Here is a 24,328-nt window from a genome sequence, read left to right as displayed (position 1 = left end):
GCCTTATCTAGAAGGTAAGAACCACCGAATGACCCAAATAATGAGCAAAATACCAAGCAAAGACGCAAAAATAAGAATGCCAACCTTTGCAGCCGTAGACATGGTAGAAAGAATATGCACCAAAAAACCTAGCCATGCACTTGTATCATAGGGAACATATTCACCATCACCAGCAGGGATTTCAGGTAGCGTTGGCACAGATGGGGTGCTACTGCTGGGTTCTTCAGGTTCTTCAGGTTCGTCCGGTGGCAATAAACCACCGTTGTCTACGAGTGTCAATTTACCGTTAAAAGTCGACTGAAGAGCGGCCGAGGGAACACCCTCATATACCATAGGGTCTGATTGATTCGACCACAACAACCCACCAACATAATTATTAGGAGCAACAGAAGCGGTAGGAAACGAATGCAATTCAAAACTTTTAGAATGGAGAAAAAACTGAGAGTCAACCTTAAAAGAACTAAGATAAAATACAGAGTCACTAGACCTAAAAGAAAACCGCATATAGTCAAGGCTAGGTTTTAAACGATTCCACACTAGAATCCTATCACTGCTGTAACCCACATCAAGTTTAGTAGGATGTTTTACAAAATAAAAGGAAGCACCGTCAAAACCGACACCAAGAAAAACACAATAAGTAGAACTAGTAATTTTCTCGTCAGTAAAAACCTCTAAAAAGTCCCGCATCCAATCCTTTTCGGATTCCGTCAGAGCGGCAGTATCAAGAACGCCCAAATAAGTATTACCATCACCTTTGTCGATAAGGTAACCCTTATCAGCATAAAAAGGCTTAGTCAAATCCACCGCCGCTAAAGAACTCAAAGACATACAGACCAGCAGCCCGATGAAAAGAAAAACAGCCAACAAACGTTTACACAAGTGCGAATCACCCCTTTTATATATTGGAATCGCCTTTTTCCTTGCGGCGCGCCACACGCGCGGCGCTAAGAAAAAGGCGATTTTCCTTTCTTAATATCTCACACACACCCAATGCTCTACATGGAATAATTTAAGGGGAAGGGAGAAAAACCCCCTCCCCCCTAGAAGGAATATCCCAGTACTAAGGTCTAGCCCTTCACGAACCACTTAATAACAGTGGGAACGAGACGGACGCCCAGCACAGCGGCAAAAATAGCAATGCCGACAGGAACAATGACAGCCAGATTAGAATTGACACCTGTTGAAATAGGAGCAAGCATTTCGGCAGTAATAGCGACAGCTTCCATACAAAATAACCTCCCTTCTAAACTACTTCCACGGTATAAAAGTACTCGAGAACCATTTACACACCGCTATAAATATGAGAACAGCAATTATCAGCGGAAACAGTCCATAAAGAGTAAAATGATACTCTTTATAAAGAGCTATAATCGCTTGGTCTGCTGTAAGACCCGTTTCGGCGTCTGTATACTGGTAATTCTCCGCATATTCGCGTAGCTCCTCATATGTAAGATAAACGCCATTATCACTATTTTCCCTGTCCTCAGGGAAACCACTGTCCAGAATAATCTCCACGCCTGAATCCAAGACACTAGGCATGTAATCACCTGCTAACAATATGTAAGGGCTTCAACCTTGCCAAAGCGATTATAAGTAGGTGCCCAGCGATTCCCCACCAGATCATGCGGAGAAGCAATACCAAGTTGTGCCGCAAGGACAGCATAACGATCATCGGACAAGGAAACCTTAAACGGAATTGCACCGAAATATTTTTCCGGTTCCCCGACAACGTTTTCCCTCTCTTCCAGAAGCCAAATAGTAAAGCCTGTCAACACATCGGGCTTATCATCGGGCTTAAACGCATACCGGGAAACACCTACACAGAGATTGCCAGCACCAGAACCAGCGACCGAAACTTTTTTACTTTCAGACATTTTTTATTACCTCACTTTACTTGTTTTGATTTATTCAAAGGACAAGCATAGCCCTTATCAACAAAAAACATAGTGCAGCCAAAATCCTCGTCATAGCAGCCACAATAAAGACACGGATTCTCTGACATTCGCATTTTGTGCTTATCAGAAGAAAAAGCATTATCCTCAAAAATATCCTCTATGAATTGCCGCATAGAAATTAAAGAACGATAGAACAAATAAAAGAAAAATCCCATACCTAGAGAAAAACCAAGAATAACAGCAATCGAAAACACAACATTTTCATCCATTACCATCACCATTACCTTTCACAAACCGAATTTGAATAGTAGCCATATGTGATTACCTATAATCAATTATATAGCCATATGTGGCTACTGTCAAGTAATAATTTATGGCTACTGATAAAATAGTAATAAGGAGGTATAAAGATGGCGAAAACACATCTAGACAGATTAAAAGATTTAAGGGAAGACAGCGATAAAACCCAAGAAGAAATAGGGGCATATTTAGGCACCACAAAACAATATTATCAAAAATACGAAAAAGGAATTAGACCCCTGCCAATTAAGCATTTAATAAGTCTTGCAAACCTATATAAGACATCAACAGATTACATTCTGGGCATTACAAACGAACAAAAACCATACCCCCGCGCATAGCCACTAGAATTGACTTGTAGCTCGATTAAAGTATATAATGTAAAGCTATACGATAAAAGGCATAGAGAAGCTCATAAGCTCTCTATGCCCTGTCATGTGTCGAATTATGCCCAAAATCTTCATTTTAAATATTTATTTAGCGAAATGGAATGGACGAAAAAGGAGTGTTAAACGTATGCCGGCTGTTTTAAATAATAAATCTAAATATGCGCCATTCACCGATTGCCCTGGGCCTTTGCGTGAATTTTTATCATATATTTTGACCATTCGGGGTTTATCTCCGCGTACTGTTGATGCATATTATATTGAACTACGTACTTTTTTGCGTTTTCTGAAGCTTTATCGCTGCAATCAACTAAGCGCTGAGGATTTACCTGAAACCTCGATTATCGATGTCTCAACCGAAATGATTTGTGGCATTACACTGGCTGATATTTATGCTTATCTCAATTTTGCCCATACTGAGCTTGGCAACGCTGCTAGTGCGCGTGCGCGAAAAATTTCAGCGCTCAGTTCATTCTACAAGTTTTTATCGACAAAAACGCTTTATATCACCGATAATCCGATAAAAAATTTGGACAGACCTGCGACTAAACGCGCTCTGCCCAAATATCTTACATTAGACGAAAGCAACGGTTTGCTTGAAATTGCTGATTTGAACAATAATGCGCGTGATTATTGTATGTTGACCTTGTTTTTAAACTGTGGCATGCGCCTATCCGAGCTCGTAGCTATCAATCATACAGATATTCGAGACGACCATACGCTAAAGTTGCTCGGTAAAGGCAACAAGGAACGCATCGTTTACCTCAATGAAGCTTGTTTGGATGCAATAAATACCTATCTTGAGGATTCAAAAAAGATTAAACGAAAGGATGAAGCGCTGTTTGTCGGTCAAAACGGTCAGCGGCTTTCACCTCGCCGGGTCCAGCAAATCATTGGCGAGTGCCTTAAAAATGCTGGGTTATCTGGCAAGGGCTATACGCCACACAAGCTGCGCCACACCGCTGCAACATTAATGTATCAATACGGTAATGTAGATGTTCGGATACTAAAAGAAATTTTGGGGCACGCCAATTTGAATACAACTGAAATTTATACGCATGTTTCAAACCAACAGCTTGAAAAAGCGGCGGATAGCTCTCCCCTCGCGCAAAAGAAGCGCATTACAAAGAACCCTAAGGACAATGATTCTTCAGCGGAATAGCGCGTAACTATACGCTTCCAGCGCGGCACCTGCAATTAAAAAGATGCCGTATAGAACCATTTTTCCGCAAAAAAGCCCCGGTGAAATACTGGCACTACCCCGCTGCTGTGGAACGATCGATTGCCAGAAATACTGGCTGAGCTGCATGGCATCACAGCAGCAAAACATAATGGTAACGGTAGAAATCATCAGGTTTGGTAGTAGAAAGACGAAAATGTAACGCATCGCTGAGTTAGGATAGCAAGCCAGCAGACCGCTAGCTAAGACGCCATACCCCATCCCTTTGACACAGGGGGCCAGCGCGATAATAGGCGCTGATACCGCGCAAAAACCGCATATCAGAAGAATAAACCACGCAGCAGCATTTGGCGTGAGTGCGCTGAAAAAGGTCTGCATCATTGACTGGTTTTCTCGGCTGATGATAAACTGCTTCAAAACTTCGGTGACACTGTCCAGTTTGCCGATGCCCAGCCATACCGATGCTGCAGTGCCGACCAACACACCAATTAAGAACATAACGCCAAAGAACAGCATGCCCCAGTGCATTCTAATCCATAAAATAAGACTTTTTCGCCTAGCGGCATAGTTGCTTGCACGACCTACTCTTTCCATACAAAATAACACCCCCGACATTGTCCTTTGATAAAGGATATGCCGGGGGTTGTCCTTATTATGATTCCACACAAAAATTTGTACCTATCGACCCAACTCATAGGCGCGTTTAACGCAGTTATCAATACCAGCTACAACGGCCTCCTCCAGGTTATGCTGCTCCATGGCGTCAAGGCCAGCCAGTGTTGTACCACCCTTGGAACAGACCATCTTGATCAACTGGTCAAGATCGATACCACTATCAATCATCATGTGGGCTGATCCAATCAGCGTGCTGCAAAACAGCTTGAGCGCTGTCTCCTGATCAAAACCTAGTGCAACGGCACGCTGTACAAAAATCTGCGTAAAGCGATAGATAAAAGCTGGACTGCTGCCGTTGAACGGAATAACCTCGTTCATCAGGTTGGAGGGAATTTGAATCGCATCACCACAGGCAGCGAAAAAGCTGAGCACGGTATTAAACTCATCTTGGTTGGTTGGGCTGACCAAAGAAAGTGCCGAAGTACCATATCCCAATAAAACAGGGGTATTCGGCATAACCAAAACCACCTTAGCGTCATAGTCCAAAGCTTTTTTAATAAAATCACCTGAGATGCCCGCCGCAATTGAGATGAAAATATTCTGGCCTTTACATGCAGGCTTTATCTCTTCCAAAACCCCTGTAAAGCCTTGTGGCTTTACGGCTAAAAGCACATATTTACAGCTTTCTACTACTTCGCAAGGATTTGCAGCTTGGCGAATTCCCAGACTATACAACGCTTCATGGCGTTCTGGGTGCCGGTCGCAAAGCAAAATCTGCTCAGGCGGGACCACGCCATTTTTTAGAATGCCGCCAAGCAGCGCAGCTGCCATATTCCCTACACCTATCACGCCCAGTTTTAACATAACCCTTCCCTGCCTTTCAGTGTTTAAAGAGTTGCAGCTTTAATATAAAGCGCGCATTCAATACGCTTTTTCTCGGTTTCACAGGATATCTTATGTGGTTTTAGGATATCACCGTTGTAGATCATGCCGTTGGCATTGCAGCCGCCGCTGCAATAGAACTTAGCCCAGCAATTACGGCAATCTTCTTTGCCATAAACGGTTGATTTTGCAAACCGTTCCTTCATCGCGGTATCGATTGAACGATCAAATACGCTGCCCATTTTCCATTCCTCGTGCCCCACAAATTGATGGCAGGGATAGACGTCACCATCGGGTGTCACGGCCACATATTCATTGCCGCACCCGCACCCGCGCAACCGCTTAATGGCGCAGGGGCCTTGATCAAGATCTATCATAAAGTGGAAAAAATTAAACCACTTTTTCTCGCCATTTTCTCTTTTGATCATTTCCTCGGCTAGTTTTTCATATTCAGCATAAATGTCAGGCAGATCCTTTTCTGTGATGGCGTAAGGCATATTATCTTCGGCGACCACCGGCTCAACCGAAATCTGATCAAACCCAAGTTCGTTTAAGTACAAAACATCCTCGACAAAATCGAGATTATACTTGGTAAAAGTACCACGCACATAATAGGGTTTATCCCCTCTTGCTGCCACCATTTTCTGAAACTTAGGTACAATAGCGTCGTAACAGCTTGAACCATCGACACGCTTGCGCACCCGGTCGTTGACACCTGGTCGACCATCTAAAGACAGCACGACGTTGGACATTTCGCGATTGATAAACTCAATCTTATCGTCGGTCAACAGAAGGCCGTTCGTCGTGATGGTGAAGCGGAACACCTTATTGTATTCCTTTTCCTTAGAACGGGCATAATCGACAATCTCCTTGACAACATCAAAGTTCATCAGCGGCTCTCCGCCGAAGAAGTCAAGCTCAAGATTCCGCCGCCCCTGAGAGTGGTGCAGCAGGTAGTCAATCGCTTTCTTCCCCACCTCGGCACTCATCAGCATTCTACCGCCCTGATAGTCGCCGGTGGAGGCAAAACAGTATTCACAGCGCATATTGCAGTCATGCGCGATATGCAAGCACATGGCCTTTACAGGTGAAACTGCCGTTATACTCTGGTATTTTTCATAATCATCCGCGCTGAACAGCTCCCCTGCCTGATAAAGCGCATAAAGCTCAGCGTAGGTTTCAGTAATTTCCTGTTCAGAAAAGTTCCCAGAGAATTTGTTCAGCAGTGATTGCGGACATTTCTCTGTCATGGGAGCCGACAACATACCCGTCATATCATAGCCAAGCCTGTCCATTAAGTGGATTGCGCCGCTGTTGACATCCATAACGATGTAGTAACCGCCTTGAATATAGCGATGGAGCATTATACTATTCATCCTAACTCATAAATTCGTTTAAAAAAGCAAGGGACAGGTAAACTGCCCCTTTCTAATGCTTTAATCAGAACCTTACTTTCTCTCGCACTTCTGGTTGGCGACAGTGCAGGAGGTCTTGCATGCGGACTGACAGGAGGCCTGGCACTCGCCGCAGCCGCCCTTGGCAGCCGTTTCCTTCAGGTTAGCTTTATTTATCGTTTTAATGTGTTTCATTTAAATCATCCTCCGAATATTTTATCAAAAATATTATAGCATACCTACTAGCATCTTTCAAATACTATTTTCGCTTAAATTTGGCATTAACACCAATAATTCCACCAATGGCACCGCTGGCCACCGAAATAATAAGCTTAATCAAGGCGGTAAGACCGACATCAAACCGGCTCATAAACGACGCCAGCATCAACAGCGAGAATATGATCAGCCCGCAGAGTGCTCCAACCATCATGCCACGTTCGCGAATGCGGCGTGCCGCTAGATACCCGGATAAAAACGAGCCGAGCATCAAAAGGCCTGCCGAAAAAGGATTTAGTAGCACGAATGGAACGTCTTTTTTACACATTACAAACGAAAAAAGCAGCAACACGACCGTTGTTGCCAACAGCCCAAATGTCACTGCTTTAAGCATAGTAACCATATTTGTGGTTGCGTTGTTGCTTTTGCCGGCTGTACGCTGTTTAGCCTTGCCCTTCATCGTGCTTCCCCTCCTAAGCTCTTTACGAAAGCTTATTCGAGGTATCGGACAAATATGCCTTTATTGCCGATCAAAAACACAGAAAACCTATCAACAATAAGGTATCGGTACTTATTCCTTGGGGGTGGTGTTGGCTACAATGGCGCTGCGCAGAATTCTAATCTTGACGCGGTCAGAGCCGGTTTCGATAACAATGGTATCATCCTTCAGACTGACGACACGACCGATGATGCCGCCCTGGGTCAGCACCTCATTGCCGACGTCAAGCGAAGCACGCATTTGTGCGTCCCTTTTCTGCTGCTTTCTCTGGGGCAGGAACATGACCAGATAAACTACAACGAGCATTGCGCCCATCATAATATAAGAGCCTACCGGATTTGTCGCCTGTAACATATAATTACCCATTTTGTTCTTCCCTTCAATCTATTATAACATTGTCATTATACATAAAAAAATACCAACAATCAAGAGAAAATCAGCCAATTATAAAGTCTTTCTTTCAAACGACCATTATATGCGGGTAGCCAGCAGCGTGGTGTACTGGCTACGGAAAGCCTCAAATTCCCCTGCATCAAGCGCTGCGCGAATTTTTTCCATCAGCGTGTTGTAAAAATAAAGGTTGTGCTGTACCGCCAGACGCATACCCAACATCTCGTTTGCTTTGAGAAGATGCCGCAGGTAGGCGCGGGAATAATGCTGACAGGCCGGACATCCGCACTGAGAATCCACAGGATTGCTGTCATTCTGATATTTGGCATTATTGATGTTGATAATACCGCTCCAGGTAAACAAATGTCCATGACGCGCATTTCGGCTGGGCATAACGCAGTCAAATAGATCGACACCGCGCCAGACCGCTTCAATAATATTTGCCGGTGTTCCCACACCCATTAGGTAGCGGATTTTGCCTTTAGGCATGAATGGTTCAACTTGTTCGATGATGTGGTACATCATCTCGGTTTCCTCACCTACCGCCAGACCGCCTATGGCATAACCGTCAAGGTCGAGCGTTGCAATGTCCTTCATGTGCTGGATGCGTAGATCATCAAAGGTGGCACCTTGATTGATGCCAAACAGCAGTTGGTGCGGGTTTAAGGTACCCGGTAGGGCGTTTAAGCGCGCCATTTCGGCTTTGCAGCGCTCCAGCCAGCGGGTGGTGCGCCCAATTGATCGCTTGGCGTAGTCATATTCCGCAGGATTCGAAATACACTCGTCAAATGCCATCGCAATGGTAGAGCCCAAATTTGACTGGATGCGCATGCTCTCCTCCGGCCCCATGAAAATGCGCTTTCCGTCCACATGAGACTGGAATGTAACGCCTTCTTCTTTTATTGTACGCAGCGACGCGAGCGAAAACACTTGGAAACCGCCGGAATCGGTCAGCGTCGGGCCGTCCCAGCGGGTAAAACCCTTGAGGCCACCTTGGTCGCGAACAACATTGTCTCCGGGTCTTACGTGCAGGTGATAAGTATTGCTCAACATGATCTGACATTTTAGATCCATTAAGTCATGCGCCGAAATACCGCCTTTGATGGCGGCAGCAGTCGCTACGTTCATAAACGCAGGGGTCTGAAACGTGCCGTCCACCGTTTTAAATTCTGCGCGGCGCGCCCTGCCCTCTTGTTTTAATAAATGATACATAATGTCCCCCTGTTAGTCGATATCGGCGATAAAACAAGCGTCGCCGAAAGAGAAAAAACGGTATTGCTGTGCGACAGCTTCGTTATACGCCGCAAGCACATGTTCACGTCCTGCAAAGGCCGAAACCAGCATAATCAACGTGCTTTCCGGCAGATGAAAATTGGTGATCAACCCGTCAATGGCGGTGAATTCCTTGCCGGGGTAAAGGAAAATCTCAGTGTACCCTTCATACGCCTTTAGGGGCATGCCCATCTGACCAACCGCTTCAAGTGTGCGGCAGCTGGTGGTGCCCACGGCGATAACCCGTCCGCCGTTTTGCTTGGTTTCGTTAACCAAGTCAGCTGTTTCTTGTGGCAAGAAAATATGTTCTGAGTGCATTTTGTGGTCGTTGATATCATCTTCCTTGACCGGTCGGAAAGTACCCAAACCCACATGCAGCGTGACGAATGCAGTTTTAATGCCCATAGCACGCAGATCGTTCAGCATTTGCTCGGTAAAATGCAACCCAGCAGTAGGAGCTGCGGCGGAACCCAACTCTTTAGAATAAACCGTCTGATAACGTTCAGGGTCGTCGAGTTTTTCGGTAATGTAGGGCGGCAGCGGCATCTGCCCAATCTGTTCCAGGTTGGTATAAAAGCTGCCGCTATCGTAAGAAAAACGCACGAGACGGTTGCCTCCGTCTAAAATCTCAAGCACTTCGGCGTATAATAATCCTTCGCCAAAGATAAATTTTGCACCCGGTTTAGCGCGCTTTCCTGGGCGCACCAGCACTTCCCATTCATCTTGGCGCTTTTGTTGAAGCAGCAAAAACTCCATTGGGCTACCGGTTGTTTCAGAAACGCCAAGAATTCGCGCAGGCAGTACACGTGAATCGTTTAAAACCAGTAGATCCCCCGGTTTTAACAGCGTGTAAAGGTCGGTGAACATCCGGTGTTCAACAGCGCCGCTTTTTCTGTCAAGCGTCAACAGTCTGGAAGCATTTCGCGGTTCGATAGGTGTTTGGGCTATTAATTCCTTGGGAAGAGCAAAGTAGAAGTCAGATTTTAGCATAGATTCTCCTAAAAAGTTTATTTAAAAAATATTTGACAATTTTTATAATGAATGCTACTATAATGGACAATAAAGATAGAGGTGCGTTTTTCATCAGTAATACTTCGGCAAGATCGCCAGATCGCTTGAAGCCGTTATGAAAGGGAAAGACGCCGAAGGAAACGGTACGGCAGCCGTTGATCCTGGGGGTACGTTAAAGAAACGTGCAACTGTCACCACTGCAAATGGTGAAGGGCTATCGACTTTTGAGCATGCATTGGGAGTGGTGCATGTTTTAAGCGTCAATATCTCTATTATATTGCAGTGGATGCCGGTTTTCAACCGGTATTTTTATTTATACGGCAAAGTTAGAAAAATACTAATATTTGACGAACTGATTAAAATAGGAAATAGTTTTCCCTTGTTTTTATTCATTATACCAAATATTAGGGTTTAAAAAGGAACGTTATGGAGGTGCTTTTATTATGAAGCAGTACAATGTAGGTGTAATTGGTGCAACCGGTATGGTGGGTCAGCGTTTTTTGACGCTCCTGGATAATCATCCGTGGTTTAAGGTGACAGCAATTGCTGCTTCCGCACGATCTGCGGGTAAAAAATATACTGATGCAGTAAACGATCGCTGGGCACTCAGTGTTCCGATGCCGGAATATTGCAAGGATATGGTTATCATGGATGCCGAAGCGGACGTTGAAAAGATCGTCTCGCTTGTCGATTTTGTCTTTTGCGCCGTCGATATGAAAAAAGATGAAATCCGTGCACTTGAAGAGCGTTATGCAAAGGCGGAATGCCCTGTTATGTCAAATAACTCCGCGCACCGCTGGACACCCGATGTTCCGATGATTGTACCAGAAATCAACCCCGAGCATGTGGAAGTTGTAAAAGCGCAGAGAGCGCGTCTTGGCACCAAGCGTGGTTTTATCTCGGTTAAATCTAACTGCTCATTGCAGTCCTATGTGCCTGCTCTCTCTCCCCTGCGCGAATTTGGCATTGAAAATGTGCTGGTTTGCACCTATCAGGCGATCTCGGGCGCGGGCAAAAACTTTGAGCGCTGGCCCGAGATGGTGGATAACGTCATTCCCTATATCGGCGGCGAGGAAGAAAAGAGTGAAAAAGAGCCTCTCAAGCTGTTTGGCAAGGTTGAGGGAGACCGGATTGTCAACGCCGAAGGCCCCGCTATCACGGCGCAGTGTCTGCGTGTTCCTGCCAGTGACGGCCACATGGCTGCTGTGTTTGTAAGTTTTAAAAACAAGCCTTCTGTGGAAGAAATTAAAGCGCGTTGGGACGCCTTTAAGGGCGAGCCTCAAGAATTAGAACTCCCCTTAGCGCCCAAGCAATTTTTACACTATTTTGAAGAGAGCAATCGTCCCCAAACCCGCCTTGATCGCAATATTGAAAAAGGCATGGCGGTTTCTGTCGGACGCCTACGCCCCGATACCCAGTATGACTATAAATTTGTCTGTCTTTCACACAATACGCTGCGCGGCGCTGCCGGCGGTGCGGTATTAATGGCCGAATTGTATGCAGCAAAGGGCTTTTTTGACTAATCGACAGACCATAGAATTGACAGTAAGGAGCAAGCAGCTATGAAAAGAGAAATTTTTCGCGGCGCAGGTTGCGCTATTGCCACCCCAATGTTTGAAGACGGCAGCATCAACTATAAAGAGCTTGCCAGACTGATAGACTTTCAGATTGATAACGGTACCGATGCCATTGTCATCTGCGGAACCACAGGCGAATCCTCAACTTTAACCGACGAAGAACACACCGAGTGTATCCGTTTTGCTGTTGAAACAGTGAATCACCGCGTACCGGTTATCGCGGGTGTAGGCAGCAACGATACTGCCTATGCCGTCTGGCTGAGCAAAGAAGCAAAACAGGTGGGTGCTGATGCCCTGCTCCATGTTTCGCCGTACTATAACAAGGCCTCACAGACCGGCCTTGTCCGTCACTATAACGCGATTGCGGACGCCACCGATCTGCCTATTGTGGTCTACAGCGTGCCCAGCCGCACTGGCGTAACTTTTAAACCCACGACTTATGCTGAGCTTGCAAAGCATCCGAACATTGTGGCGCTTAAAGAAGCCAGCGGCGACATTTCTGCCATTGCACAAACCCATGCACTGTGCGGCGACAATCTTGACATCTATTCTGGCAATGACGATCAGATTGTCCCCCTCTTGTCACTGGGCGGCAAGGGTGTTATCTCGGTGCTTTCAAACATCTGCCCGAGAGAAACACATGACATTTGTCAGCTTTATTTTGATGGCAAGGTCAAAGAAAGCGCCGATCTACAAATCGCTCACATCGAGCTGATTGCTGCACTTTTCTCGGATGTTAACCCCATTCCGGTGAAGCAGGCGCTCAACTTTATGGGCTTTGCTGCAGGCTCCTGCCGGCTGCCGTTGGATGAAATGTCGCCAGCTGCCAAACAGCATCTGCGTGATGTCATGGTAAAATATCATCTGATTAACGCATAAAGGAGACCCTCATGAACATTATTATTTCAGGTGCCCTCGGCGCAATGGGGCGTACGGTGGGCGCTGTCGCCCCGAAACTAGATATTACGGTGCTGGCGGGCATAGATCAAAAAGAAAGCAGTACGCTACCTTACCCCATCTATGCAGGCTTTGAAAATGCGCCTGTTTCCGCCGACGTCATCGTGGATTTTTCCCACCCTTCTACCCTCCCTCATCTGCTGGCGTTCGCCAAAAAGAACCAGATTCCGGCTGTTATCGCAACCACTGGAATGAGCGAAGCAGATATTGCCATGATTCAGGAGGCGGCAAAGAGTGTGCCTATCTTCTTTACTTTTAATATGTCGCTAGGTGTTAATCTGCTCTGTGAGCTGGCCAGACATGCCGCTACCGTGCTGGGCAAGGGCTTTGATATAGAAATTATCGAAAAACATCACAACCAAAAGATTGATGCACCTTCCGGAACCGCTATCATGATGGCAAATGCTATCACGGAAGCGTTACCCTACGAACCCGAACTGGTCTATGACCGTCACGCGGTGAGAAAGCGCCGAGAGTCTAGCGAAATCGGTATGCACGCTGTCCGCGGTGGTACGATTGCGGGCGAACATGAGATTATGTTCTGCGGTATGGATGAGGTCATTACCCTTTCACATGCTGCAAGTTCGAAGGATGTCTTTGCTATCGGCGCGCTAAAGGCCGCTGTTTTCATGGCATCCGACAAAGAACCTGGGTTATATAATATGAAGGATATCCTTAAATTCTAACCTTGTCTTAGCTTTTACAGGTCGAATAGTATCTAAAGGTACAATACGTTTCATCATTTAGCGATAGATTGTAAGTAAATCTATGAATGTACTTGCAGTCTATCGCTTTTCTCTGGTATAATAGCCGAAAAGGATTAGTATACTAGTCGACATCTAACAGCTCGCCCCTTAAAGGGCAACCGCTTTTGATAGTTTCGTTTTGCCGCTGAGCACTTTGCGCTTGTGTGGCACATACAACGGTTGTCCCTTAACAGGGCGGCCGCTTTTGATATGTTAATATCGGGCGCGGACTGTTTTTCAGGCCGCGCCTTTGCATAAAAAGGGGTAAGTATATGAGAAAAACCAAGATTGTTTGTACACTGGGCCCCGCTACTGATCAAGGGGATATCCTGCGTCAGATAGCGCTTGCCGGCATGAATGTGGCGAGATTTAACTTCTCCCACGGTACCCATGCCGAACACTTAGCACGGCTCAAGGCTCTCAAGCAAGTCCGTGAAGAATTGAATCTTCCTATTGCCGCACTGCTCGACACCCGAGGGCCGGAAATAAGACTGCGAAATTTTGAAGAAGGAAAGGTAGTTCTTGCTGACGGCAGCGACTTCACCTTGACAACACGTGATCTGCTAGGTAATACGCAAATTGCATCGGTGACATATCAAAATTTGCCCACCGATGTCAGGCCTGGAACCAAGCTTCTGTTGGATGACGGTTTGATAGAGCTTTCGGTGACAGATGTAGTCGATAACGACATTCACTGCAAGGTCGTGCATGGTGGCCCGATCTCAAACCGCAAAAGCGTCAACGTACCAGGTGTTGCACTTTCCATGCCCTATCTAAGCGCACAGGACGAGTCGGATATTCTGTTTGGTATTGAAAATGGCTTTGATTTTATCGCAGCTTCCTTTGTTCGCTGTGCACGCGACATTCTAGATATTCGAGAGCTACTCGACAGCCATAAATGCGATAGTATCAAGATCATCGCCAAGCTTGAAAATGCCGAGGGTGTCGCCAATATTGACGAGATACTGGCTGTTTCGGATGGCATTATGATCGCGCGCGGCGACATGGGCGTTGAAATCGACTTCACTGAAATTCCAATTATCCAAAAGAGACTTATTGTGCATTGTTCTACTGCGGGCAAGCCAGTTATCACCGCCACGCAGATGTTAGAATCGATGATTCAGCATGCACGCCCCACCCGCGCCGAGATGAGTGATGTCGCGAATGCCATCTACGACGGTACCTCGGCCATTATGCTCTCAGGCGAAACCGCCGCCGGAAAATTCCCGGTTGAGGCGGTGCAGACCATGGCCGCTATTGCCGAGCGCACCGAACAGGATATCAACTACGATAAAAGGTTGCGCGCCCGCAGCTCTGAAGCGCATTTAAGCGTCTCAGATGCTATCGCGCATTCTGCCTGCACCACCGCCATGGATGTTGGTGCACAGGCCATTGTGACCATTACCCATAGCGGTGAGACGGCACGGCTTGTTTGTAAATACCGCCCGAGCGCCCCCATTATTGCCTGCGCAATAACCGAGCAAACCTGCCGTCATCTTGCAATTTCATGGGGTATCTCCCCTGTTGTTATGCCTTTGAAAAAAACCACCGATGAAGCGCTTGAGCATGCTATACAATTGGCAAGAAGACAGGGCTATGTTAAATCTGGCGATCTGACAGTGCTTACGGCAGGTGTTCCGATCGGCATTCCCGGTACAACCAATATGATTAAGGTTCATTTGGTTGGTGATACGTTGCTGTCCGGCGTGGGTGTTGGCAAGTTAGTCGGCATTGGCCGGCTGTGTATTTGTAAAAACGAGGAGGAGGTTGCTGCAAAATACCACCCCGGCGACGTGTTGGTTATGCCTTCAACCAGCAACGCCATTCTCGACGAGATGCGAACAGCTGCCGCCATTGTCACCGAAGAGCCAGGGCTTAACAGTCACGCAGCCATTGTGGGCTTGACACTTGGCAAGCCGGTGTTGGTGGGCGCGGTCGGTGCAACCACTCGATTAAAGAGCGGTTCTGACGTTGCTGTCGATACCGAACGCGGTATCGTTCGTGCAATATCCGAATAAAAATAAATAATAAGCCGTCGGCCGATTTGCATGGGTATACGTTAAAAAACGCTGCCCAAAGCGGAAAATCGGCTCGGCGGCTTGTGTTTAATCTATATTGGTTGGGCAATACAGAAGAAAACAAAAAGCTGCCAATGGCAGCTTTTTTACTTTTTATTAACTTATCTCTTTACGTTGCTTTTCAATGGGGTTACAGTATATTAATCCTTGAGTGGAGTACCGTTAGCGTCACAGTTGATAGCCCCGGCCAGCAACATAATACCCTCGACGAGACCCCAGATTGCGCCAATGCCAAAGCAGAATGACAGCGCAATCTGAGCAATAGCTCTACCGGTATATCCCAAATAAAAATTGTGAATACCAAGACCACCTAAAAATATGCCGAACAAGCCGGCCGCCAGCCGTGACTTTTGACCGTAAGCCGGTATTGGCTGAATCAGACCTGCGCCACAATAGGTGCAGACAACGGCATTAGGTGCAGTGGTCTCCCTGCCACAATTCTGGCAGTAGTTTGGACCATCACCAGCCCGTACACCACATTTGACGCAAACCACCGCCCTGTCATCCATAGCGTTGCCGCAATTTCTGCAATACATAAAATATCCCCCTGTTTAGTACTACCCGGACAAGCCGGCCAGCTTAATAATATAGTTAACTAAAAAACCGGCTCCGATTAACACCAATATGAAATCGTTAAAACCTTTATGCTTCAACAGACGCCCGTTCATTAGAATATAGCCCGCCACCAGCGGGAGCGAAAATACCATTGGATGGTATGAAAAGGCAGATTTCCAATCCAGCGCCAGCGCAGATTTTATTGCCCTCGTCATGCCGCAGCCCGGACATGGAATATGCAAAAAGCGCTGAAAAAGGCAACCGAAATGAATATAATCCAAGAAAAAATATGCCGCTGCAAGCAGCAACACAGCAAATAAAATAAGGCGTTTGCGCCGCTGTAATAAAATTATCAAGCGGCCCCTCTCCCCTTACTGTATCAAATAATATGTCATCAGTATAGGGCAACAGCGTCAAAAAGTCAATCGGCGCATCAAATCCTTGACACGCCGATTGGCTATAAGTTCTAAGCCTGTAAAACAGCCTTATGGAACACCTTTTTACCCTTTTTAATGACAACATAGCCTTTTTCAAAGGCCGCGGCGGGAATATTAGCGGCAAAGTCGCCCACCTTTTCATCGTCTACCATGATGCCGCCCTGCTGGATTAAGCGGCGGGCTTCACCGTTGGATGAGGCGAGGCCTGTGACCTTTAACAGCTCAACGATGTTGATGGCGCCATCCGTCAGTGTAATCTCAGTCGAGGGCATGTGTTCGCTGTCAGCCCCCGAAACAAACAGCGCACGGGCTGCATCCAGCGCCTTCTGGGCATCTTCTTCGCTGTGAACCATCTTAGTCAGTTCAAAAGCCAAAATTTCTTTTGCGCGGTTTAACTGTGCGCCCTCCCAGCTTTCCATTGCTTCAATTTCCTCAATCGGCAGGAAGGTCAAAAACTTCAGGCACTTGATGACGTCATTGTCGCCGACGTTACGCCAGTACTGGAAGAATTCATAAGGCGGCATTTTCTCACGATCAAGCCACACGGCGCCTTTTTCGGTCTTGCCCATCTTATTACCTTCGCTGTTGGTCAAAAGATTGAAGGTCATGCCAAAAACCTCTTTGCCCTCTGCGCGGCGTACAAGATCAACACCGCCCAGAATGTTGGACCACTGGTCGTCTCCACCCAGCTCCATCGTATTGTTGTAGGTTCTGTAGAGGTGCAGGAAATCGTAGCTCTGCATAATCATGTAGTTGAATTCTAAGAAGGTCAGGCCTTTTTCCATGCGGGATTTATAGCATTCGGCGGAGAGCATGCGGTTGACCGAGAAATGTACGCCGACATCGCGCAGTAGCTGAATGTAGTTAAGATCCTTCAGCCAGTCGCCGTTGCGCGCCACAATACACTTTTCAGGAGAAAAGTCGATGAATTTTTCCATCTGCTTTTTAAAGCATTCGGCATTGTGGTTGATCTGATCGACAGTGAGCATCTTTCTCATGTCGCTTTTGCCCGAAGGGTCACCGACCATCGTGGTACCGGTGCCCAGCAGTACGATGGGGCGATGCCCCGCCATCTGCAAGCGCTTGATGATCAGAATCTGTAAAAAGTGGCCGACATGTAGGCTGTCTGCCGTGGCGTCAAAACCGATATAGAAGGTTACACGCTCGTTATCTAGCGCCTTTTGAATCGCTTCTTCATTTGTAGTCTGTGCAACTAATCCACGGCGCTTGAGTTCTTCAAATACTGTCATATTGATCTTCTCCTTTTTAATAGCTTGTCTTATTCTAGAATGATTAATCACAAAAACGCCCTCTGCCCCGATATCGGAGCAGAGGGCGTAAAATTTAACGCGGTACCACCTCTGTTCGCCGCAAAAGCGGCCTCACCGAACGCAAACACGTTCTCGCACCATAACGGGCGCACCCGGCAGATACGACTGACAGTTTTAAAAACTGCGTTTGCATCTGCAGCTCCGGGAAGTATTCGCTAAAGTCTGCGGCGTTCCTTTACACCAACCAGGAACTCTCTGCGGCACGCAAGATTAAAGCTACTTATTCCCTTCACAGCCATTAAGCTAGATTATAGCCTTACCAAACACGTTTGTCAACCCTAATAAAAATATATGTGCTATGCCGTTAGCGAACGGCGACTGTTTTTAAGCAGCTGCCGCGCGTTTTCAAGCGCTAGCGCAGTGATCGGTTCACCGTTCATGATTCGGGCCAGTTCTTTTGCACGCCCCTCTTCATCCAGCGCTTGTAGCTGTGTAAAAGTGCGTCCCTCGCTGACTTGTTTTTCAATGAGTAAATGATGTTCACCGAAGGCGGCCACCTGTGCTAAGTGAGTGACGCAGATAACCTGCCGGCTGTTGGCGACAGCCTGGAGCTTGGCTCCGACTTTCTGTGCTGCGCGCCCACTGATTCCCGTGTCAATTTCGTCAAAGATCAGCGTCCCGATATCCTCCTTGCCGGAGAGTACGTTCTTGATGCCGAGCATAATGCGGCTCATTTCACCGCCCGAGGCAATTTTGGAGAGCGGCTTTAATGCCTCACCTGGGTTAACCGACAGCAGGAATTCCGCCTCGTCTGCACCGTTATCACCCAAACGCTTTTTCGTCATGGCAATATCCATCTGTACCGCGGGCATGTCCAGATCGCGTAGCTCTGCCTTGACAGCGTCAATTAGCCCGTCGGCAGCGGTACGGCGCGCCTGTGTCAAGGCGCCCGCTGCGGCTTCGGCATCTTTCTTCGCCTTTTCCTGCGCCATTTTTAGTTTTTGTATCGTTTGCTCTGAGAGCGTTATCTCATCGAGTTGCTGCTGTGCCTTTTCACAATAAGCGAGAATTTCGGTGATGCTGCCGCCATATTTTTTCTTTAGCCGACTAATAGTATCGAGCCGTTCTTCAATATCATCAAGCTCCCGCGGATCAAATTCCAGCGCGTCAAGCTGCTCTCGCAACTGTGAGGAGATATCCTCCAACTCATATTCAAAGCTCGAAACAGTCTGTGCGGCCTGATTAAGGTCGTCTATGTACTTGCTGGCATCCTCCAGTGCCTCTGCGGTGTCGGACAGCAGCGCGATGGCGCCCTGGAATTCCTCCGCACCTGAGAGGTTCTGGCGGCAGCGGTACAGCAGTTCGCTTAAATGTTCGGCATTTCTTATAACCCGCCTGCGCGTCAACAATTCTTCTTCTTCGCCGTCCACCAAGCGGCAGGTGGTGATTTCGTTTATTTCGTAATTTAATAGATCAATCTGGCGGGCTTTTGAGGCCTCGTCGGTTTCGATTGTGGCCAGCTTGTTTTCAATGCTGCATAATTCCCCATAATGCTGTCGATAGGTTGCAAGGACAGGCTGTAATTCGCCGTAGCTATCAACAAATTGCAAGTGCGTCTCCGGCAGGGACAACAGTTGGCTATCCTGCTGTCCATGGGTGTGAATCAACAGCGCGCCAATATTTTTGAGCATGGCAACGGTTGACAGCTTGCCATTGACACGGCAAACAGTGCTGTCGCTGGTAATTTCGCGCTCAATCAGCAGTTCATTTTCCTGCACATCAACGCCTAGTTCGGCAAGGCTTTGGTTGACTGCATTCGAGAGATTTGTAAACAACGCCGTGACCGAAGCCTTTTTCTCACCGGTGCGGATCAGCTCCTTAGAAGTGCGCGAACCCAAAACAGCACCAATGGCCCCAATCAAAATAGATTTACCTGCACCAGTTTCGCCGGTAAACACGTTCAGACCGCCCTTGAAGGCGATCTGTGCGCTCTGTATAACCGCTATATTTTGTATCCAAAGCTGTGAAAGCATCTTATTCCGCCGCCTTACTTGTTAATCAGCTTTTTAAGTCTTTCGGTGATTTGTGCGGCGCTTTCGATAGAACGGGCGACCACAATAAAAGTATCGTCGCCTGAAAGCGTACCGACAACGTCGCTAAACTCCGCAGCGTCAAAGGTGGCGCAAGCGGCGTTGGCCATACCGGTAAAGCATTTGATAACCACAATATTCTGTGCATAATCAATCGCCTTGACCGATTCACTGAAGATCATAGCAAATTTACCGGACATGTTTGCGCCTTGCTTAATGCGCATCGACACATAGCGGTATCTGCCGTTTTCTGAACGCACCTTATGAATGCCGAGCTCACGTATATCGCGCGATACGGTTGCCTGGGTCACGTCAAAGCCGCAGCCTTTGAGATGTTCAAGCAACCCCTCCTGCGTATCTATTGCTTCATCGGCAATCAATTCCAAAATTTTAGCATGACGACTTGCTTTCATGTGGTTTACCCCCTAAGTTTTAACTTTTGATTCAGTGTTTGATAAAAACTGCGGTTTTTCAGACAGATGAAGCGAGAAACATACCGCGATTTTTCAATTAAAACGTGATCAATTTTGCCGATGTCGGCCACGGCCTTACCGTCAACCGTCACGCATAGCTCGGCGTTGGGATCGGGCATGAGGGGTCTGACAACCAGACATTTGTCCGACGAAAAAACGATCGATCTGCCCGATAGCGAATGCGGGCAGATGGGTGTCATCGTGATTGTTTCGACCGAGGGATCGATGATGGGGCCACCGGCGGAAAGCGAATAGGCGGTGGAGCCGGTCGGGGTGGCGAAGATAATGCCATCTGCGCGGTATTCTCCTACTGTATCAGCACCGCACAGCACACTAATGTCGATGGCGCGTCCAAACTGTGTGCGGCAAATCACGACGTCGTTGATGGCAAAACCAGTCACCCGCTGCGCGTTGGCACCAAAGACAGACATGCGCAGCACCATGCGGTTTTCAATATCGAATTCACCAGTTTTAAGCGCCTCAAGATCAGAGAGATCGCTCGACTCCATCTGGGATAAAAAGCCCAGACGCCCAGAGTTGATGCCTAAAATCGGCTTGTCATAACGCATGGCGACGCCCGCCTGATGAAATATTGTGCCGTCACCGCCGATAGCGATGACCGCATCGCATATCTTTAACAGCGTATCAAGATCGTCCGTCGCAATATCTTTACAGCAATTAAGCATCTCAGCATCCTGCTTGGACAACATGGGTACGAGACCGCAATTTTTAAGGCGGGCAACTGTCTCTGAGGTGCAGGACATCGCATTGGCAAGCTTTAGATTTGGGCAAAGTAAGATTTTCTTCATCATGATTTAAGTTGCGCTTAAGTTCTGATGCGCATCCTCCACAATTTTTAGGGCATCACCCAAAGATTCCCCACTCGGTATCTCTTTGACGAGATAGAGCAGATATTCAATATTCCCTTCAGGCCCTTTTACGGGTGAAAAGGATAATCCCTTTACATTAAATCTTAGCGTTTTTGCGCAATTTATGATCTTTTCAATCACCGATAGATGTACGGCTTGATCGCTAACAACGCCCTTTTTGCCAACCTGGTCGCGCTCGGCTTCAAACTGTGGCTTGATGAGACAGATGACCGCGCCCCCGGGCTTTAACAGTTCATAAGCTACGGGCAGTACCAGTGCCAATGAGATAAAAGACACGTCAATACTGATAAAATCAATTGGTTCGGCGACATCCTCCTGCGTGAGATGGCGCACGTTGGTACGCTCGCGGTTGACAACACGCGCATCTTGGCGCAGGCTCCAGGCCAGCTGTCCATATCCCACATCAAAGGCATAGACCTTTTTAGCATCGTTTTGTAGCATGCAATCGGTAAATCCACCGGTCGAAGCGCCAAAATCGCAGCAAACGCAGTCCTTTAAGTTTAGTGGAAAAGACGCCAACGCCTTTTCAAGCTTCAACCCGCCGCGGCTGACATACCGCAGCGCACCGCCTCTGACCTCTATCGGGGTTGTATCTTTATAGTCTTCCCCGGATTTATCCGATTTTTGTCCGGCGGCATAGACTCTGCCAGACATGATCAGCGCCTGTGCCTGGGTGATATCGGGCGCAAGGCCACGTTCGACCAAAAGCACATCAAGCCGTTTTTTCATTTTAACACGCACCTGTCATTAGTCCATTTGCTCAAGCAGTTCAGTCAAACCGTCGGCATCCAATCGCAGTGTATGCAAAGCACTTTCCACCGCGCTTTGCGGTACAAAACCATCAATGGCATGCAACTCGGTTTTCCCGCGGTAGCCGTTTAATGCGAGTGCGGCGATAAATTGCATCCCTGCGCCGCCGTTACGAATGCCCTCCTCAGCGAAAAGAATTCGATCATATTTAAAAGCAGCCGCTACTGCATCGTCATCCAGCGGCAAAACACGATTTAGCTTAATAACGGCGGTATCGCCAAGCCGTGCAGCAGCCTCTTTAGCAGCGGCAAAGGTTCTACCATAGGTCACGATTACCTGTTTGCTGCCGGTGGTGGCATATTCGTCAAAAGCTGCACCGGTCGAGGGGAGTTCTGCCAGCGTAGGGCTTTCGCTACCTCTGGGGTAGCGAACCGCAACAGGACCGTCGTGGTCATTTAGCGCACTTTTAAGCATTGCTTTAAGTTCAGCGTAGTTGGCTGGAGCCAAAACCGTCACACCTGGAATGGTTGATAAAAATGCCACATCAAAGATGCCCTGATGCGTTTCACCATCGTCGCCAACAATACCGGCACGATCGACGCCCAGCACGATGTGCCGCCTTTCAATGGCTGCGTCGTGAATCAACTGGTCATATCCACGCTGTAAAAAGGTGGAATAGATTGCGAAAACCGGTAACATACCACCCGCCTCAAGTGCGCTGGCAAAGGTGACGCCAAATTCCTCTGCGATACCTACGTCGTAATACCGGCCGGCGTTCTTAAACCGTCTGCCAAAATATTGCAATCCGGTGCCGTGTTCCATTGCGGCCGTGATGGCGCAGATCCGAGGATTTTCCTCCGCCAGCCGAACCAGTTCCTTGCCAAACACCGAAGAAAAGCTATCCCCAGTCGCTTTGAGCGGCTGACCGGTTTTAATATCAAAACGCGAAACGCCGTGATAGGCACCCGGGTTTTGCTCTGCAAAAGTATAGCCCTTCCCTTTTTTTGTTTGCACATGGATGATGCTAGGGCCGTCGTTTTTCTTAGCCTCGGCCAGAATATCGCAGAGGTTTTGCAGGTTATGTCCATCCATCGGGCCAAAATAGGTGAACCCAAGCTCTTCAAAAAAAGTGCTCGGATAAATGACCTGCTTTAACACCGTTTTAGACCCCGCGACGAGATCGCGAAGCGCCTCGCCCGCAACAGGTACACTGAGCAATGCTTGTTCGGTCACCTTTTTTACTTTGAAATAGCCAGGCTTTGAACGAATGAATGATAAATATTTAGCAATGGCCCCCTCATTTTTTGAGATGGCCATTTCGTTATCATTGATAATAATGATGAGGTTTTCGCCGCTCTTTCCGACGTTATTTAAGCCCTCATAAGCCATACCGCCGGTCAGCGAGCCGTCGCCGATGACCGCGACAACATGGCTGCTCTTACCCTGCAGTGTCAGACTGCGCTTTAGCCCGTAAGCTGCGGCAATCGACGTGCTGGCATGCCCCGCGATAAAGCTGTCATAGGTGCTTTCCTCAGTTTTTGGGAAACCAGAAATACCATTTTCTTGCCGGAGCGTCCCAAAACGGCTCAAACGGCCGGTCAACAGTTTGTAGGTATAGCATTGGTGTCCGACATCCCAGACAATTTTGTCTTTGGAAACGTCAAAACAATACATCAACGCTAATGTCAGCTCCACCACACCGAGATTGGAGGCCAGATGTCCCCCGGTTTGTGAGACGGTGTTCACCAACTCAGCCCTGATTTCTTCGGCTAGCAGCTTAAGCTGAAAGACAGAAAGCTGTCGCAACCCCTGCGGGTTGCCGGACAGATCTAAAATTCGTTTTGAAGACATGTCATACCCCTTAAATATATATTATAACGGATAGATCATTGCAATAAGTATTCCAAGTAATGCACCTGCGATAACCTCCAGCGGTGTGTGTCCCAGATATTCTTTAAGCGCCTTGCGATCCTGCTCAGAGGCCGTTTCATCTGCTGGAGCGTTTTCCTCTTGATTTACCTCTTCGGTTACGTTTTCCTGTGGTGCAACAACTTCCTCGTCGTCGCCAAAATCTAATAATGGATGAGACTTTAAAACATCCCAAAAATCTTTATAGCTACCCAGCAACCAGTTGATGGTTTTTGCCTGTTCGCCTGCGGCCCGTCGTACGCCCATTGCATCATACATCACCACCGCGGCAAAGGCGATGGTCAGGGCAAACACCGGCGAAACAAAGCCCTCGACGCGCGCCATACCGATGGTCAACGATACCACCAACGCAGAATGTGAACTGGGCATACCGCCCGAACCTGTCAGACGATCTAATCTTAAAATACCGTGTGAAAACCAATGCAGCAGCGTTTTGATTAATTGTGCGGCAAACCACGCCACTGCACAAATATTGACAAGTGGATTGCTGCAAAGAACTTGAATAATCGGCATGTCAATAACTTCCTTTTTAATC

28 protein-coding genes, 1 riboswitch and 1 other annotated feature are annotated in these 24,328 nt (G+C 47.5%); of the genes, 7 read left to right on the top strand and 21 right to left on the bottom strand.

Going from position 1 to position 24,328, the window contains the following annotated elements:
• Positions 1-3: 3 nt before the first annotated feature.
• The 5 genes from RBH76_02355 to RBH76_02335 all read right to left on the bottom strand — a co-directional run bounded on the left by RBH76_02355 (position 4) and on the right by RBH76_02335 (position 2,164).
• The gene (locus RBH76_02355; protein ID WMJ84285.1) at positions 4-879 is read right to left on the bottom strand and encodes a hypothetical protein; all 876 of its coding nucleotides are present in this window, start codon (positions 877-879) and stop codon (positions 4-6) included.
• 188 nt (positions 880-1,067) lie between these two features.
• Positions 1,068-1,226, bottom strand: a complete 159-nt coding sequence (locus RBH76_02350; protein ID WMJ84284.1) for a hypothetical protein — start codon at positions 1,224-1,226, stop codon at positions 1,068-1,070.
• Between the two features lie 22 nt (positions 1,227-1,248).
• Entirely contained in the window at positions 1,249-1,539 is a 291-nt protein-coding gene (locus tag RBH76_02345) for a hypothetical protein (GenBank protein WMJ84283.1), read from the bottom strand.
• 11 nt (positions 1,540-1,550) lie between these two features.
• Entirely contained in the window at positions 1,551-1,874 is a 324-nt protein-coding gene (locus RBH76_02340; protein ID WMJ84282.1) for a hypothetical protein, read from the bottom strand.
• A gap of 11 nt (positions 1,875-1,885) precedes the next feature.
• On the bottom strand, positions 1,886-2,164 hold the full coding sequence (locus RBH76_02335) for a hypothetical protein (GenBank protein WMJ84281.1): 279 nt from the start codon (positions 2,162-2,164) through the stop codon (positions 1,886-1,888).
• 141 nt (positions 2,165-2,305) lie between these two features.
• Between RBH76_02335 and RBH76_02330 the strand changes: the two genes are divergently transcribed.
• Positions 2,306-2,536, top strand: coding sequence for a helix-turn-helix transcriptional regulator (locus RBH76_02330; GenBank protein WMJ84280.1), 231 nt, complete (start codon positions 2,306-2,308; stop codon positions 2,534-2,536).
• Between the two features lie 175 nt (positions 2,537-2,711).
• Positions 2,712-3,743, top strand: a complete 1,032-nt coding sequence (locus RBH76_02325) for a tyrosine recombinase XerC (GenBank protein WMJ84279.1) — start codon at positions 2,712-2,714, stop codon at positions 3,741-3,743.
• Here RBH76_02325 and RBH76_02320 read toward each other — a convergent pair.
• The 8 genes from RBH76_02320 to queA all read right to left on the bottom strand — a co-directional run bounded on the left by RBH76_02320 (position 3,732) and on the right by queA (position 10,019).
• Positions 3,732-4,355, bottom strand: a complete 624-nt coding sequence (locus RBH76_02320; protein ID WMJ84278.1) for a hypothetical protein — start codon at positions 4,353-4,355, stop codon at positions 3,732-3,734. The two genes, RBH76_02325 and RBH76_02320, sit on opposite strands and share 12 nt — an antisense overlap.
• 84 nt (positions 4,356-4,439) lie before the next feature.
• The gene (proC, locus tag RBH76_02315; protein ID WMJ84277.1) at positions 4,440-5,240 is read right to left on the bottom strand and encodes a pyrroline-5-carboxylate reductase; all 801 of its coding nucleotides are present in this window, start codon (positions 5,238-5,240) and stop codon (positions 4,440-4,442) included.
• A 23-nt stretch (positions 5,241-5,263) separates the two neighbouring features.
• A complete protein-coding gene (gene scfB / locus RBH76_02310; GenBank protein ID WMJ84276.1) occupies positions 5,264-6,622 on the bottom strand; it encodes a thioether cross-link-forming SCIFF peptide maturase in 1,359 nt (452 codons plus the stop codon).
• 84 nt (positions 6,623-6,706) lie between these two features.
• The gene (scfA, locus tag RBH76_02305) at positions 6,707-6,847 is read right to left on the bottom strand and encodes a six-cysteine ranthipeptide SCIFF (protein ID WMJ84275.1); all 141 of its coding nucleotides are present in this window, start codon (positions 6,845-6,847) and stop codon (positions 6,707-6,709) included.
• 64 nt (positions 6,848-6,911) lie between these two features.
• Positions 6,912-7,328 (bottom strand): TIGR04086 family membrane protein, encoded by a 417-nt coding sequence (locus RBH76_02300; protein ID WMJ84274.1) that lies wholly within the window; start codon positions 7,326-7,328, stop codon positions 6,912-6,914.
• 111 nt (positions 7,329-7,439) lie between these two features.
• The gene (gene yajC / locus RBH76_02295) at positions 7,440-7,733 is read right to left on the bottom strand and encodes a preprotein translocase subunit YajC (protein ID WMJ84273.1); all 294 of its coding nucleotides are present in this window, start codon (positions 7,731-7,733) and stop codon (positions 7,440-7,442) included.
• A gap of 105 nt (positions 7,734-7,838) precedes the next feature.
• Positions 7,839-8,969, bottom strand: coding sequence for a tRNA guanosine(34) transglycosylase Tgt (tgt, locus tag RBH76_02290; GenBank protein ID WMJ84272.1), 1,131 nt, complete (start codon positions 8,967-8,969; stop codon positions 7,839-7,841).
• Positions 8,970-8,981: 12 nt separating this feature from the next.
• Positions 8,982-10,019: a tRNA preQ1(34) S-adenosylmethionine ribosyltransferase-isomerase QueA gene (gene queA / locus RBH76_02285; protein ID WMJ84271.1), complete on the bottom strand. Its 1,038-nt coding sequence runs from the start codon at positions 10,017-10,019 to the stop codon at positions 8,982-8,984.
• A gap of 68 nt (positions 10,020-10,087) precedes the next feature.
• A riboswitch (Lysine riboswitch) is annotated at positions 10,088-10,265 on the top strand.
• A 218-nt stretch (positions 10,266-10,483) separates the two neighbouring features.
• Between queA and asd the strand changes: the two genes are divergently transcribed.
• From asd to pyk, 4 genes are all read left to right on the top strand, one after another.
• A complete protein-coding gene (gene asd / locus RBH76_02280) occupies positions 10,484-11,563 on the top strand; it encodes an aspartate-semialdehyde dehydrogenase (GenBank protein ID WMJ84270.1) in 1,080 nt (359 codons plus the stop codon).
• A 39-nt stretch (positions 11,564-11,602) separates the two neighbouring features.
• Complete coding sequence (gene dapA / locus RBH76_02275; protein ID WMJ84269.1) at positions 11,603-12,496, top strand: 4-hydroxy-tetrahydrodipicolinate synthase; 894 nt, start codon at positions 11,603-11,605, stop codon at positions 12,494-12,496.
• Between the two features lie 11 nt (positions 12,497-12,507).
• On the top strand, positions 12,508-13,260 hold the full coding sequence (dapB, locus tag RBH76_02270; GenBank protein WMJ84268.1) for a 4-hydroxy-tetrahydrodipicolinate reductase: 753 nt from the start codon (positions 12,508-12,510) through the stop codon (positions 13,258-13,260).
• Between the two features lie 332 nt (positions 13,261-13,592).
• Complete coding sequence (pyk, locus tag RBH76_02265) at positions 13,593-15,338, top strand: pyruvate kinase (protein ID WMJ84267.1); 1,746 nt, start codon at positions 13,593-13,595, stop codon at positions 15,336-15,338.
• Positions 15,339-15,538: 200 nt separating this feature from the next.
• On the opposite strand, the gene RBH76_02260 is transcribed toward pyk, so the two are convergent.
• Positions 15,539-15,934, bottom strand: a complete 396-nt coding sequence (locus RBH76_02260; GenBank protein ID WMJ84266.1) for a TM2 domain-containing protein — start codon at positions 15,932-15,934, stop codon at positions 15,539-15,541.
• Positions 15,935-16,104: 170 nt separating this feature from the next.
• Here RBH76_02260 and RBH76_02255 point away from each other — a divergent pair, with 170 nt between their 5' ends.
• Entirely contained in the window at positions 16,105-16,278 is a 174-nt protein-coding gene (locus RBH76_02255) for a hypothetical protein (GenBank protein ID WMJ84265.1), read from the top strand.
• Positions 16,279-16,419: 141 nt separating this feature from the next.
• On the opposite strand, the gene tyrS is transcribed toward RBH76_02255, so the two are convergent.
• The 7 genes from tyrS to RBH76_02220 all read right to left on the bottom strand — a co-directional run bounded on the left by tyrS (position 16,420) and on the right by RBH76_02220 (position 24,306).
• Positions 16,420-17,640, bottom strand: coding sequence for a tyrosine--tRNA ligase (tyrS, locus tag RBH76_02250; protein ID WMJ84264.1), 1,221 nt, complete (start codon positions 17,638-17,640; stop codon positions 16,420-16,422).
• A gap of 78 nt (positions 17,641-17,718) precedes the next feature.
• Positions 17,719-17,963 (bottom strand) — a binding site (T-box leader).
• Positions 17,964-18,017: 54 nt separating this feature from the next.
• The gene (gene recN, locus RBH76_02245) at positions 18,018-19,694 is read right to left on the bottom strand and encodes a DNA repair protein RecN (protein ID WMJ84263.1); all 1,677 of its coding nucleotides are present in this window, start codon (positions 19,692-19,694) and stop codon (positions 18,018-18,020) included.
• Between the two features lie 14 nt (positions 19,695-19,708).
• Positions 19,709-20,164: an arginine repressor gene (locus RBH76_02240; GenBank protein ID WMJ84262.1), complete on the bottom strand. Its 456-nt coding sequence runs from the start codon at positions 20,162-20,164 to the stop codon at positions 19,709-19,711.
• Between the two features lie 5 nt (positions 20,165-20,169).
• Positions 20,170-21,036 carry an NAD(+)/NADH kinase gene (locus RBH76_02235; protein WMJ84261.1) on the bottom strand — a complete coding sequence of 289 codons (867 nt, stop codon included), beginning with the start codon at positions 21,034-21,036 and terminating at the stop codon, positions 20,170-20,172.
• Positions 21,037-21,039: 3 nt separating this feature from the next.
• A complete protein-coding gene (locus RBH76_02230) occupies positions 21,040-21,843 on the bottom strand; it encodes a TlyA family RNA methyltransferase (protein WMJ84260.1) in 804 nt (267 codons plus the stop codon).
• Positions 21,844-21,861: 18 nt separating this feature from the next.
• Entirely contained in the window at positions 21,862-23,715 is a 1,854-nt protein-coding gene (dxs, locus tag RBH76_02225) for a 1-deoxy-D-xylulose-5-phosphate synthase (GenBank protein ID WMJ84259.1), read from the bottom strand.
• 21 nt (positions 23,716-23,736) lie between these two features.
• Positions 23,737-24,306 carry a divergent PAP2 family protein gene (locus RBH76_02220; GenBank protein ID WMJ84258.1) on the bottom strand — a complete coding sequence of 190 codons (570 nt, stop codon included), beginning with the start codon at positions 24,304-24,306 and terminating at the stop codon, positions 23,737-23,739.
• Positions 24,307-24,328: the final 22 nt, after the last annotated feature.

The organism is Oscillospiraceae bacterium MB24-C1 (assembly GCA_030913685.1).
In the GTDB taxonomy this organism is placed as follows: Bacteria; Bacillota; Clostridia; order Oscillospirales; family Ruminococcaceae; genus Yanshouia.
This window is presented reverse-complemented; position numbering and strand designations above follow the sequence as displayed.

Excerpts from the sequence above, each read along its gene's own strand:
- RBH76_02260 (WMJ84266.1), bottom strand. The coding sequence starts at position 15,934 with ATGTATTGCAGAAATTGCGGCAACGCTATGGATGACAGGGCGGTGGTT.
- queA (WMJ84271.1), bottom strand. The coding sequence starts at position 10,019 with ATGCTAAAATCTGACTTCTACTTTGCTCTTCCCAAGGAATTAATAGCC.
- RBH76_02235 (WMJ84261.1), bottom strand. The coding sequence starts at position 21,036 with ATGATGAAGAAAATCTTACTTTGCCCAAATCTAAAGCTTGCCAATGCG.
- dxs (WMJ84259.1), bottom strand. The coding sequence starts at position 23,715 with ATGTCTTCAAAACGAATTTTAGATCTGTCCGGCAACCCGCAGGGGTTG.
- tgt (WMJ84272.1), bottom strand. The coding sequence starts at position 8,969 with ATGTATCATTTATTAAAACAAGAGGGCAGGGCGCGCCGCGCAGAATTT.
- scfA (WMJ84275.1), bottom strand. The coding sequence starts at position 6,847 with ATGAAACACATTAAAACGATAAATAAAGCTAACCTGAAGGAAACGGCT.
- pyk (WMJ84267.1), top strand. The coding sequence starts at position 13,593 with ATGAGAAAAACCAAGATTGTTTGTACACTGGGCCCCGCTACTGATCAA.
- scfB (WMJ84276.1), bottom strand. The coding sequence starts at position 6,622 with ATGCTCCATCGCTATATTCAAGGCGGTTACTACATCGTTATGGATGTC.
- proC (WMJ84277.1), bottom strand. The coding sequence starts at position 5,240 with ATGTTAAAACTGGGCGTGATAGGTGTAGGGAATATGGCAGCTGCGCTG.
- asd (WMJ84270.1), top strand. The coding sequence starts at position 10,484 with ATGAAGCAGTACAATGTAGGTGTAATTGGTGCAACCGGTATGGTGGGT.
- dapB (WMJ84268.1), top strand. The coding sequence starts at position 12,508 with ATGAACATTATTATTTCAGGTGCCCTCGGCGCAATGGGGCGTACGGTG.
- RBH76_02230 (WMJ84260.1), bottom strand. The coding sequence starts at position 21,843 with ATGAAAAAACGGCTTGATGTGCTTTTGGTCGAACGTGGCCTTGCGCCC.
- tyrS (WMJ84264.1), bottom strand. The coding sequence starts at position 17,640 with ATGACAGTATTTGAAGAACTCAAGCGCCGTGGATTAGTTGCACAGACT.
- RBH76_02345 (WMJ84283.1), bottom strand. The coding sequence starts at position 1,539 with ATGCCTAGTGTCTTGGATTCAGGCGTGGAGATTATTCTGGACAGTGGT.
- RBH76_02340 (WMJ84282.1), bottom strand. The coding sequence starts at position 1,874 with ATGTCTGAAAGTAAAAAAGTTTCGGTCGCTGGTTCTGGTGCTGGCAAT.
- dapA (WMJ84269.1), top strand. The coding sequence starts at position 11,603 with ATGAAAAGAGAAATTTTTCGCGGCGCAGGTTGCGCTATTGCCACCCCA.
- RBH76_02220 (WMJ84258.1), bottom strand. The coding sequence starts at position 24,306 with ATGCCGATTATTCAAGTTCTTTGCAGCAATCCACTTGTCAATATTTGT.
- RBH76_02240 (WMJ84262.1), bottom strand. The coding sequence starts at position 20,164 with ATGAAAGCAAGTCGTCATGCTAAAATTTTGGAATTGATTGCCGATGAA.
- RBH76_02330 (WMJ84280.1), top strand. The coding sequence starts at position 2,306 with ATGGCGAAAACACATCTAGACAGATTAAAAGATTTAAGGGAAGACAGC.
- recN (WMJ84263.1), bottom strand. The coding sequence starts at position 19,694 with ATGCTTTCACAGCTTTGGATACAAAATATAGCGGTTATACAGAGCGCA.
- yajC (WMJ84273.1), bottom strand. The coding sequence starts at position 7,733 with ATGGGTAATTATATGTTACAGGCGACAAATCCGGTAGGCTCTTATATT.
- RBH76_02325 (WMJ84279.1), top strand. The coding sequence starts at position 2,712 with ATGCCGGCTGTTTTAAATAATAAATCTAAATATGCGCCATTCACCGAT.
- RBH76_02335 (WMJ84281.1), bottom strand. The coding sequence starts at position 2,164 with ATGGATGAAAATGTTGTGTTTTCGATTGCTGTTATTCTTGGTTTTTCT.
- RBH76_02320 (WMJ84278.1), bottom strand. The coding sequence starts at position 4,355 with ATGGAAAGAGTAGGTCGTGCAAGCAACTATGCCGCTAGGCGAAAAAGT.
- RBH76_02350 (WMJ84284.1), bottom strand. The coding sequence starts at position 1,226 with ATGGAAGCTGTCGCTATTACTGCCGAAATGCTTGCTCCTATTTCAACA.
- RBH76_02300 (WMJ84274.1), bottom strand. The coding sequence starts at position 7,328 with ATGAAGGGCAAGGCTAAACAGCGTACAGCCGGCAAAAGCAACAACGCA.